This window comes from Bacillus sp. 7884-1 (assembly GCF_002272245.1).
GTDB lineage: Bacteria > Bacillota > Bacilli > Bacillales > Cytobacillaceae > Neobacillus.
On record NZ_NPDD01000234.1, the window covers coordinates 1 to 10,840 of the forward strand.

Sequence of the window (10,840 nt, forward strand, 5' to 3'; positions counted from 1 at the left end):
TGAGCAAGGCGCTTCCGCTTTTTATTGTGGTATGTAATAATCAATGGATATTCCTTGGATAATAAGTATGGGCGCGCTGTTGTCCGTACTCCTCTTGCGCAAATTTTCCTTTCAAGCTCTCAATTAAATAGAGCCCCATTAAATCATATAATTCTTGTTTATCCATCTCTTTTATCAAATGGAGAAGATCCTCATGTGACATTTCTTCTAAGAAGGCGAATGCTAACATATCAATATCCTCTTCATCACCTGTCAGCTTGTCGCGATACATTTGAAATAATTCATCGACTAACCTCATCTCGTTCACCTCCAAAGAATTTTTTTAAATTTTTTCCTTACTTATTCAATTCCCTTAATGATGAAAAATATCCTCTATCTTAGAAGCAGAAATGGCAAAAATGTTAAAATCCATTTTCTTAATATTATGACAATTATACATGATTCAGTTCTAAAAAAAACGTCGAAATTTGAAAAAGAATAAATTTTATTTGATTGTGGGAAATTCTAAATAATATTAATAAGGGGATGACATAATGGATGAGCAAAAAAAGACCTATTATATAGATGTTGGGCATGGACAGATATCCCAAAGTTCAACAGCTTCCACATGGAGCTTTAAAATCCAAGCAAATGATGAGGAAATCACGCATTTAAGAGAGCTATTTGATCAAAACTATTCAACGGAATGGCAAAATTTCATGAGAGCCCATGTTCCCTATGTTCAATATCATCATGACCGTGAAAATGACGCATATGACAATACCATCCGGCAAGTATATGGGATAATTTACAACCTCGGAGATGAGGAAGCAAAAAGTCATATTGAATCGATGAATATTTTACCAGAATAAGATTAAAAAGGCGGAAAATCCTTTCTATAGGGATTTTCCGCTTTTTTTCGCTTATAATGAAACCAAAAAGGGAACCCAAGGGGAGAGCAAAGATGAAGGAGTTTTATGATAAAAACGGGAACAAGGTGGAGCTATCTTTTGCAGCTAACGCATTCGAAAAAAATGCAAAGCATGTGCTTGTTATTAGCCAGTATAAGGGTGCTTGGTATTTAACCAATCATAAGGTTCGAGGTCTAGAATTTCCAGGTGGAAAAGTGGAGGAAGGGGAGTCCCTTGAAGAAGCTGCTCGGCGAGAGGTTTATGAGGAAACGGGTGCAAAAGTGTACGAACTTTCACAGATAGCAGAATATAAAGTGACTGAAGGAAAAGATTCTTTTGTGAAGGCCGTTTTTTGGGGCAAAATAAAATCGATTAGTAAAACAAATAACTATTACGAAACCAATGGACCTTTTGTGGTGGAAGGAGATATTTTGCAAGTACGGTTTGGCGATGAGTACAGTTTTATTATGAAGGATGATGTGATACCAGCGTGTATAAATTATATAAACAAGCTCCAAATTGAAAAAGAATAGCGACAAAATTTTATAAGCCGCTATTCCTTGATAAGTTTTTTCTCTAACAGCTCCACCAGCTGATACATAATCGTGGCGACGACAGCAATCACCAGCAGTGATAAAAAGACCAGTGTAAAATTAAATACTTGGAAGCCGTAAATAATCAAGTAACCAAGTCCCCTCGAGGAAACTAAGAATTCACCAACAATGACACCCACCCATGATAATCCAACATTCACCTTTAAAGTTGAAATGATTGTTGGGAAACTCGCGGGCAGAATGGCCTCTTTAAAGCATTGAAAACGTGTCGCCCCGAAGGTTTGAAGTACTTTTAAATAGTTAGGGTCCACTTCTTTAAAAGATGTATAGACGACAAGTGTGGTAATAATAACTGAGATAATGGCACCCATCGCAATGATTGAAGGATATCCAGGACCTAGGGCAACAATTAGAATCGGTCCCAAAGCTACCTTTGGCATCGCATTTAAAATTACCAGATAAGGGTCGATAATTTTTGAAAATATCGGTGACCACCATAGTAACGCTGCTAGTAAGGTTCCAAGCAGGGTACCTAAAATAAAACCAAAAATAGTTTCTGTTAAGGTTACACCAAGATTGGATAGTAATGAACCATCTTGAAATTTTTCTAAAAATAGATTCCAAATCTTAGATGGGGAACTAAACAAAAGCGGGTCTATCCACCGCTGCTGACTGGATATTTCCCAGCCTGTGAAAAAGACTAAAAATATGATCACCTGATAAAATCGAACCCATCTTTTTTCAATCGTAAGAGAATGTAAATAATTTTTATGGAGGAGGTTCACCTTATTCTTTCCCTGACTCAAGTGACTCCAACTCCTTCCAAATTGTTTGAAAGATACTAGAAAAAGTCTCGTGGTTCCTTGCGTTAAAAGGAGACAAATTTTTTAGTTCATCCGGCATCTGAAATACCTTATGAACCCTGCCCGGGCTTGGCGAAAAGAGTACAACCCGGTCGCTCATGGCAATGGCTTCCCCGATATCATGTGTGACAAGGATGGCTGTTTTTCCGAATACGTCCAGCGTCTTCGATACTAGGTCCTCCAGCTTTAACTTAGTTTGATAATCTAAAGCTGAAAAGGGTTCATCCAGCATGAGCAGTTTAGGTTCAGTTGCCAGTGTCCTTACAAGAGCAGCACGCTGCCTCATACCGCCTGAGAGCTGCTTTGGAAGCTGCTTCTCAATCCCGCTTAAACCCATTTGCTTTAAAAGGTCTAAAGCAGCTAGCTTGGTTTCATCATTCAATTGTTGTGATAGCTTTAAACCGAGGAGGATATTTTCTTCGATTGTTTTCCATGGAAAAAGGTAATCCTGCTGAAGCATATAGCCGATTTGACTTTTTAATCCTGATAGTGGTTTGTTTTCAAGTAAAATGGTCCCTTGGGTAGGCTTAATTAGCCCAGCAATGATTGAAAGCAATGTTGTCTTTCCACAGCCGCTAGGGCCGAGGAAGGAAACAAATTCTCCTTCCTCAACTTGCAAGGTAATCTCAGAGAGGGCCGTGGTTGCAGAGGCTTTAGTGAAATAAGTGTGATGAACATCCTTAATAGCTAAAAAACTCATTTGGACGGCCTCCCATTTTAATTATTCTTCTTTTACTTTTTCAGCTATCTCAGTATTAACAAGTGTTTTATGATCTACCACTTCTGGAAGTTCACCGGCTTCGTCCATGATATCCTGGAGATTGTTCCATTCTTCTTCATCAAGAATTGGGTCAGTAGCAAAGGAGCCTTGCTCTTTATAGCGGTCTACTACTGTACTAATAAGTTTAAGGTCTGTATCAGGGAAATAGGATTGAATAGCCTCAGCGACTTCATCAGAGCTGTGTGTTTCAACCCATTGCTGTGCCTTGTAAATGGCTCTTGTGAATTTTTCTACGATATCTTGGTTTTCTTTCATGTAGCTATCTTTTGTCATGAAGGTTGTATAAGGAACATGCCCTGATTCGGTTCCAAAGGAAGCAACAATATATCCTTTTCCTTCTTGTTCAAAGATACTTGCCTGCGGTTCAAATAATTGAACAAACTCGCCAGTCCCTGAAGCGAAAGCACTTGGAATATTAGCAAAATCTATATTTTGAATGAGATTTAAATCCTGATGAGGATCGATTCCATGTTTCTTAAGAACAAATTCACCAACCATCTGTGGCATACCGCCAGTACGCTGGCCTAAGAACGTAGACCCTTTTAATAGATCCCATGAGAAATTATCAATTTTTTCTCTTGAAACAAGGAAAGTACCATCTGTTTGTGTTAATTGCGCAAAGTTAATGACGGGATCATTTGAATCTTGGGCGTACACATAAATAGATGTCTCAGAGCCAACTAGGGCTATGTCGGCACCACCTGATAACAAAGCAGTCATGGTTTTATCACCGCCAAAGGCTGTTGACAGTTCAACATCTAAACCTTCTTCTTCGAAAAATCCTTTAGCGATGGCAACATATTCAGGAGCATAGAAGATGGAACGGGTAACTTCCACTAATCGGACCTTTTCGATTTTCTCTGTATCGGGTTTGTCGGTACCGTTACAAGCTGCAATTGAAAACATGAGAATCACAATGAGAAGCGATGAAAAACCGAATTTAAACCATTTTTTCACACTAGAACCCCCTTTAAGTAAGGCAAAATCTGGGCTATTGGCCTACCATATCGTATGATAAAGTAATAAATGTGTGAATGCCCAGTACATAAATTTTTTGATGATTGAAAGGAAGGGTGAAATGTAAGGTGAACAAAGATAATGGAAAAATCATCGAGGCGTATCGTTTCCCTTCACCCAATCCTAGAGTGGAATTATGGGAAATAACCTATCTATCTAATGGATTGAGAGTAAAAGGGATGCTTGCCGAACCGAAAATGAAAGGAAACCATGACGGATTTTTATACTTGCGGGGCGGCATTAAAAATGTTGGAAAAGTAAGACCTGCAAGAATTGCACAATTTGCCTCTGAGGGATTCGTGGTATTTGCTCCCTATTATCGGGGGAATCAGGGCGGAGAGGGAAATGAGGATTTTGCTGGAGAGGATAGGGGTGACGCTTTTGCAGCCTTTGAGCTATTAAAAACTATACCTAGGGTGAGAGATATCCATGTATTTGGATTTTCCCGAGGTGGTGTAATGGCATTAATGACAGGAGTTGAATTTCCAGAGGCAGCTTCCATTGTGACCTGGGGCGGAGTAAGTGACATGTTTTTAACATACGAAGAAAGAAAAGACTTGCGGAAGATGCTAAAAAGGGTAATTGGCGGAACTCCGGGGAAATATCCAGAAAGATATGAGGAACGAACCCCTCTTTATAATCTTGAAAAGATAACAGCCCCTGTCCTCATTATCCATGGGGTAAATGACCAGAATGTATCCGTGGAGCATGGCTACAGACTTGAGCGAGGACTGAAAGCTCTAAATAAACAGGTGGAAAGCTGGTATTTTAAGGAGTTTACTCACTACTTTCCTCCGGCGGTAAATAGAAAAATCGTAAAGGATTTATCGAAGTGGATGAAAAATCAGATCAAAAGATGATAAAATAAAGTAAGTCTAAATGCTGAGGAGCGGGTACATATGGGTATGCCCTTTGAGTTAAATACATTGATTGTAACAAAAGGCAGAGAGAAGAGAGTAGAGGAAAACCTTTTCCAATTAGAAAAAGAAGGCTATAGGCTTTATCCAATTGATATTCCGATTGATGTTAGAAAAACACTTGAAAGCGATACGAGTGGAACAGCGGTTATTAAAAAGGTAGAATGGCAAAATAGCAGCACGATGATAACATACCAATTAATTTCATTAAATTCCACGAATTAATAAAAGCCCTTATCGATAACGATAAGGGTTTTCACTTTAAGCGATTGGTCCGCCTAATTGTTCTATTTCTGCAGAGACTTTCGTGAATTTCTTAAAGTTTTCACGGAATTTGCCTGCTAATTCTTTCGCTTTGGTTTCATAAGCTTGTGGGTCTGCCCATGTTTTGCTTGGCTGCAAGACCTCATCAGGAACACCAGCAATGTGAAGCGGAATATTTAGACCAAAAATATCGTCTCTAACGGTTTCAACTAGGTTTAGTTCACCTTCAAGTGCCGCTTGAATCATAGCCCTTGTGTAGGATAGCTTCATTCGGCTGCCGACCCCGTATTCTCCACCTGTCCATCCAGTATTCACTAAAAAGACATTGGCACTATGCTCAAGAATTTTTTCACCTAGCATTTCGGCATAACGTGTTGCAGGCAAAGGAAGAAATGGTGCACCGAAGCAGGTTGAGAAGGTTGCTTCAGGTGATGTAACACCACGCTCTGTTCCAGCTAGTTTTGATGTATAACCACTTAAGAAATGATACATGGCTTGCTCTTTTGTTAATTTTGAGATTGGAGGCAATACACCAAATGCATCGGCTGTTAAAAAGACAATTGTATTTGGGTGGCCCGCAATACTCGGCTTCACAACATTATCAATCGCTTCAATTGGATAGGCTGCCCGTGTATTTTCAGTTAGTGACGCGTCGTCATAGTCTGCAATTCTAGTTTCTGGATTAAGCACAACATTTTCAAGTACAGAACCAAAACAGATGGCATCGAAGATTTGTGGTTCTTTTTCACGGGATAAACTAATGGTTTTTGCATAGCAGCCACCTTCAATATTGAAGACGCCGTTAGACGACCAACCATGCTCATCATCACCAATTAAGCGGCGTTTAGGGTCTGCAGATAAGGTGGTTTTACCTGTCCCAGATAGGCCAAAGAACAGAGCAACATCACCTTCAACACCAATATTGGAAGAACAATGCATGGAGAAGATATTATTCTCAGGTAAAAGGTAATTCATAATTGAAAAGATAGACTTTTTCATTTCACCTGCGTATTCTGTTCCGCCAATTAATATGGTTCGTTTTTCGAAAGAGATGATAATAAAGGTTTCAGAGTTTGTTCCATCAACTATAGGATTTGCTTTAAAGTTTGGAGCAGAAATCACATTGAAACCAACTTTATGTGTCAATAATTCTTCTTCATTTGGGCGAATAAACAATTGATGCGCAAATAAATTATGCCAAGCGAATTCATTCACAACTTGAATCGGCAATTGTGTCTTTTTATCTGCACCTGCAAAACCTTTAAACACAAATATTTCGTCTTTTTCTTTTAAGTAGTCTAAAACTTTATGATAGAGGTTGTTAAAGGCATCTTCCGAAATTGGCTGGTTTAATTTACCCCAATCGATTTTATCCTTTATTGATTCTTCCATGACAATAAATTTGTCTTGTGGGGATCTTCCTGTATATTTACCTGTTGATACACTAATGGCACCAGTAGAGGTTAACTTTCCTTCATTCCTTGATAAGACTTTTTCCACTAATTGAGGTACTGACAATTGAATATGCACATTATTTTCTTCTAACAATTGACTTAATTCATTTGGGACATGTACGGAATTCATCAGAGAAAACCCTTCCTTTTTTGTTTTTTTATATTCAATATATTTACGAATAGTATAACACATTCAACTGAATAGTCTATACTAATTGGTGAATTTAGGTTGTATTATTAACTATAATTTAGAAGTGGGAAAAATTCATATATTTAACCTTAATTTGTTAAAAATTTTATTGACAATGTTCGACATGTTCAAGTATGATTTTAATTTGAACGGATACTCTCTTATCCTGAGCTGGTGGAGGGACAGGCCCTATGAAACCCAGCAACCTGCTTTATGAGAAGACCGACCTTTCAAAATGGTCATTTTCTCAAGTGCGAAGGTGCTAATCTGACGCAAGGCTTTGACCTTGAACGATAAGAGTGAAAGGCCCTCAAGCAACCTTTCCTCATGTGGTAAGGTTTTTTGTTTTGTATAAGACCTTTTATTTAAAGAGTTGCTAATAATTATCCTTTGTTTATTTCATACTAAGGGAATGAGTACCGTATCAATATCAGTGGTTCAAGAAGTATTCCTGTAACCTTCATATGAACCTTGATTTATCTTATAATATAGGAGGAAATCAGATGTCAACAAAACGTCGTTTGTTCACTTCTGAATCAGTAACGGAAGGTCATCCAGATAAAATCTGTGACCAAATCTCTGATTCAATTTTAGATGCAATTTTAGCAAAGGATGCAAATGCTCGGGTTGCTTGTGAAACTTCTGTAACAACTGGATTAGTTTTAGTTGCAGGGGAAATTACTACATCTACTTACGTTGATATCCCAAAAATCGTTCGTGAAACGGTTAAAGGTATCGGTTACGATCGTGCTAAATATGGTTTTGATTCTGAGACCTGTGCAGTATTAACCTCAATTGGTGAACAAAGTCCTGACATCGCAATGGGTGTTGATCAGGCACTTGAGGCACGTGAAGGACTAATGTCAGATGAAGAAATCGAAGCAATTGGAGCAGGAGACCAGGGTTTAATGTTTGGTTTTGCTTGTAATGAAACGGCTGAGCTTATGCCTCTTCCAATCTCTCTTGCACATAAGCTTGCTCGTAAGTTAACAGAGGTTAGAAAAGATAAAGTTCTTGAGTATCTTCGCCCCGATGGAAAGACTCAAGTAACAGTTGAGTATGATGAAAATGATAAGCCTGTTCGTATTGATACGATTGTTATCTCAACTCAGCATAATCCGGAGGTAACATTGGAGCAAATCCAACGTAACTTGAAGGAATATGTTATTAATCCAGTGGTACCTAAGGAATTAATCGATGAAAATACAAAATATTTTATCAACCCAACAGGACGTTTCGTTATTGGCGGACCTCAAGGGGATGCTGGTTTAACAGGTCGTAAAATCATTGTTGATACATATGGCGGATATGCTCGTCATGGCGGAGGTGCTTTCTCCGGTAAGGATCCAACAAAGGTTGACCGTTCTGCAGCCTATGCAGCACGTTATGTTGCTAAGAATATAGTAGCAGCAGGACTTGCTGATAAAGTTGAAGTTCAGCTTGCCTATGCAATTGGTGTAGCAAGACCCGTTTCAATTGCTATTGATACCTTTGGTACAGGCAAAGTGAGCGAAGAAGTATTAGTTGAACTTGTAGGTTCAAACTTTGACCTTCGTCCTGCTGGAATCATTAAGATGTTGGATCTTCGCCGCCCAATCTACAAACAAACTGCTGCATATGGTCATTTTGGCCGTACAGATGTTGACCTTCCTTGGGAGCGCACAGACAAAGCAGACACATTGCTTCAACAAGCGAATCTTTAAGAAGTAGTTAGCGGGAGTTACATTATACATGTAACTCCCTTTGTTATATTAACGTCTAAGTTTAGGTCAAACTAATTATGTAAAAACTGTAGGTACCTGAATTTTCCTACCTTTCACACTGACATTTTTGTATGAATAGTGGTAGGATAAGAGAGTATGTTTTTTTAGATTGGATATTTAGATTGGAGTAGGTGACGTACATAATGTGTGGTTTTATTGGTTGTGTACACGACAAGGAACAAAACTATCGTGATGAACAAAAACAACTATTCAAAAATATGAACGATATTATTACCCATCGTGGACCTGATGATGATGGCTTTTTTTATGATGATCATATTCAATTTGGTTTTCGCCGTTTAAGTATTATTGATATCGAATGCGGACATCAGCCATTAACATATGAAAATGAGCGTTATTGGATAATTTTTAACGGTGAGGTTTACAACTACGTAGAACTTCGTGAAGAATTGCTCAAAGAGGGCTTACAGTTTGCCACAAATTCGGATACTGAAGTCATTATTGCTCTTTACAGTCATTTAAAAGAAAAAGCTGTAGAAAAACTGCGTGGTATGTTTGCTTTTACCATTTGGGATAAACAAGAACAAACATTATTCGGTGCCAGGGACCCATTTGGGATTAAACCATACTTTTATTTTGTAGATGGAGAGAGAACATTCTTTGCTTCCGAGAAAAAGAGTATCCTTTTAGCCCTTGAAAATGATGTTTTAGACTATGATTCACTTCAATACTATTTGACTTATCAGTTTGTCCCTGAGCCAAATACAATGTCTAAAGGTATTCATAAGTTAGAGCCAGGACATTATTTTACAAAGAAGATTGGCTCGCCAATGGAAATCAAAAGGTATTGGAAAGCGCATTTTAATCCGATACAAAAACCAGAGTCAGATTTTATTAAAGAAATACAAGATGTGTTAATCGATTCAGTAAAAATGCATATGAGAAGTGATGTTCCTGTCGGTTCTTTCCTTTCAGGCGGAATAGATTCTTCTATTATTGCATCCATTGCAAAACAATTTCACCCAGCTATTAAGACGTTTTCAGTTGGTTTCGAGCATCAGGGATTTAGTGAAATCGATGTAGCAAAAGAAACAGCAGAAAAGTTAGGTGTAGAAAATATCAGCTATGTCATAACACCACAGGAATACATGAATGAACTTCCGAAAATCATGTGGCATATGGATGATCCCCTTGCAGACCCTGCTTGCATCCCGCTTTACTTTGTAGCTCGTGAAGCGAGGAAGCATGTAACAGTCGTTCTTTCTGGTGAAGGTGCGGATGAATTATTTGGCGGTTACAATATTTACCGTGAACCACAGGATTTAGAAATCTTTAATAAAATCCCAAGAGCAGGAAAAATATTATTAAAAGGGATTGCGAACATAATGCCTGAGGGAATGAAGGGTAAAAGCTTTATTGAACGTGGTGTAACTCCTATGGAAGAACGCTATATAGGCAACGCGAATATGTTCACTGAGGAAGAAAAAAGAGAATTGCTGTCTGTTTATCGTGAAGGCTTGCATTTCACCGATATTACTAAACCGCTCTATACAGAATCAAAAAGTTATGATCCTGTTGATCGTATGCAATACATTGATATCCATACATGGATGCGCGGGGATATCCTTTTGAAAGCTGATAAAATGACGATGGCGCATTCATTAGAGCTTCGTGTTCCATTTTTGGATAAAGAGGTGTTTGAAGCTGCGTCCAAAATACCAACGAGCTTGAAAACGGCTAATGGTACGACAAAGTATATCTTGCGAAAAGCTGCGGAAGGAATTGTTCCTGAGCATGTATTAAACCGTAAGAAGCTTGGTTTCCCAGTGCCAATTCGTCATTGGCTAAAGAATGAAATGAATGAGTGGGCAAAAACCATTATTCGTGAAAGCAATACAGATCATTTATTCAATAAAGCTTATGTTTTAAACCTTCTTGAGGATCATTGCCAAGGAAAAGCGGATAACAGCCGTAAAATCTGGACCGTTCTTATTTTTATGATTTGGCATCAAGTATATATAGAAGGAAAGTATTCCTTTTCAGGCCAAAAAGAACTGCAGACAATGAAACATTAAGATAAGAAGCACCCATAAAAAATTTATGGGTGCTTCTTTATTGGGCTGTGACAAAGTTGGCTGTGATTTGTGCTCCACTAAGGAAAGCTCCATCGAATAAACACCGCAGTG

Annotated in this window: 11 protein-coding genes and 1 riboswitch; of the genes, 6 read left to right on the forward strand and 5 right to left on the reverse strand. The window is 38.4% G+C overall.

The window, feature by feature from the left end; translation table 11 throughout:
• Positions 1–40: 40 nt before the first annotated feature.
• Positions 41–298 (reverse strand): DUF6154 family protein, encoded by a 258-nt coding sequence (locus CHI06_RS25315; protein ID WP_095251400.1) that lies wholly within the window; start codon positions 296–298, stop codon positions 41–43.
• A gap of 235 nt (positions 299–533) precedes the next feature.
• Here CHI06_RS25315 and CHI06_RS25320 point away from each other — a divergent pair, with 235 nt between their 5' ends.
• Entirely contained in the window at positions 534–851 is a 318-nt protein-coding gene (locus CHI06_RS25320; RefSeq protein WP_095251401.1) for a hydrolase, read from the forward strand.
• Between the two features lie 92 nt (positions 852–943).
• On the forward strand, positions 944–1,423 hold the full coding sequence (gene ytkD, locus CHI06_RS25325; protein ID WP_095251403.1) for an RNA deprotection pyrophosphohydrolase: 480 nt from the start codon (positions 944–946) through the stop codon (positions 1,421–1,423).
• Between the two features lie 20 nt (positions 1,424–1,443).
• On the opposite strand, the gene CHI06_RS25330 is transcribed toward ytkD, so the two are convergent.
• From CHI06_RS25330 to CHI06_RS25340, 3 genes are read right to left on the reverse strand one after another with little or no spacing between them, the layout of a single operon-like run.
• On the reverse strand, positions 1,444–2,250 hold the full coding sequence (locus CHI06_RS25330) for an ABC transporter permease (protein ID WP_095251404.1): 807 nt from the start codon (positions 2,248–2,250) through the stop codon (positions 1,444–1,446).
• A complete protein-coding gene (locus CHI06_RS25335) occupies positions 2,231–3,007 on the reverse strand; it encodes an ABC transporter ATP-binding protein (RefSeq protein WP_095251406.1) in 777 nt (258 codons plus the stop codon). The genes CHI06_RS25330 and CHI06_RS25335 overlap by 20 nt, the downstream gene beginning before the upstream one ends.
• 21 nt (positions 3,008–3,028) lie before the next feature.
• Positions 3,029–4,045: an ABC transporter substrate-binding protein gene (locus tag CHI06_RS25340; RefSeq protein WP_206021200.1), complete on the reverse strand. Its 1,017-nt coding sequence runs from the start codon at positions 4,043–4,045 to the stop codon at positions 3,029–3,031.
• A 128-nt stretch (positions 4,046–4,173) separates the two neighbouring features.
• On the opposite strand from CHI06_RS25340, the gene CHI06_RS25345 reads away from it, so the two are divergent.
• Both CHI06_RS25345 and CHI06_RS25350 read left to right on the forward strand, forming a co-directional pair.
• Positions 4,174–4,965: an alpha/beta hydrolase family protein gene (locus tag CHI06_RS25345; protein WP_095251407.1), complete on the forward strand. Its 792-nt coding sequence runs from the start codon at positions 4,174–4,176 to the stop codon at positions 4,963–4,965.
• A 39-nt stretch (positions 4,966–5,004) separates the two neighbouring features.
• Positions 5,005–5,247 carry a DUF2584 domain-containing protein gene (locus CHI06_RS25350; protein ID WP_095251409.1) on the forward strand — a complete coding sequence of 81 codons (243 nt, stop codon included), beginning with the start codon at positions 5,005–5,007 and terminating at the stop codon, positions 5,245–5,247.
• 36 nt (positions 5,248–5,283) lie between these two features.
• On the opposite strand, the gene pckA is transcribed toward CHI06_RS25350, so the two are convergent.
• Entirely contained in the window at positions 5,284–6,870 is a 1,587-nt protein-coding gene (gene pckA, locus CHI06_RS25355) for a phosphoenolpyruvate carboxykinase (ATP) (RefSeq protein ID WP_095251410.1), read from the reverse strand.
• A gap of 218 nt (positions 6,871–7,088) precedes the next feature.
• A riboswitch (SAM riboswitch) is annotated at positions 7,089–7,230 on the forward strand.
• Positions 7,231–7,433: 203 nt separating this feature from the next.
• Here pckA and metK point away from each other — a divergent pair.
• Both metK and asnB read left to right on the forward strand, forming a co-directional pair.
• Positions 7,434–8,633 (forward strand): methionine adenosyltransferase, encoded by a 1,200-nt coding sequence (metK, locus tag CHI06_RS25360; protein ID WP_095251412.1) that lies wholly within the window; start codon positions 7,434–7,436, stop codon positions 8,631–8,633.
• A gap of 203 nt (positions 8,634–8,836) precedes the next feature.
• Positions 8,837–10,729, forward strand: a complete 1,893-nt coding sequence (gene asnB, locus CHI06_RS25365) for an asparagine synthase (glutamine-hydrolyzing) (RefSeq protein WP_095251413.1) — start codon at positions 8,837–8,839, stop codon at positions 10,727–10,729.
• Positions 10,730–10,840 lie beyond the last annotated feature (111 nt).

Bases quoted from the DNA above. Each gene is read 5' to 3' on its own strand.
- CHI06_RS25315 (WP_095251400.1), bottom strand. From the start codon at position 298: ATGAGGTTAGTCGATGAATTATTTCAAATGTATCGCGACAAGCTGACA.
- CHI06_RS25320 (WP_095251401.1), top strand. From the start codon at position 534: ATGGATGAGCAAAAAAAGACCTATTATATAGATGTTGGGCATGGACAG.
- ytkD (WP_095251403.1), top strand. From the start codon at position 944: ATGAAGGAGTTTTATGATAAAAACGGGAACAAGGTGGAGCTATCTTTT.
- CHI06_RS25335 (WP_095251406.1), bottom strand. From the start codon at position 3,007: ATGAGTTTTTTAGCTATTAAGGATGTTCATCACACTTATTTCACTAAA.
- CHI06_RS25350 (WP_095251409.1), top strand. From the start codon at position 5,005: ATGGGTATGCCCTTTGAGTTAAATACATTGATTGTAACAAAAGGCAGA.
- pckA (WP_095251410.1), bottom strand. From the start codon at position 6,870: ATGAATTCCGTACATGTCCCAAATGAATTAAGTCAATTGTTAGAAGAA.
- metK (WP_095251412.1), top strand. From the start codon at position 7,434: ATGTCAACAAAACGTCGTTTGTTCACTTCTGAATCAGTAACGGAAGGT.
- asnB (WP_095251413.1), top strand. From the start codon at position 8,837: ATGTGTGGTTTTATTGGTTGTGTACACGACAAGGAACAAAACTATCGT.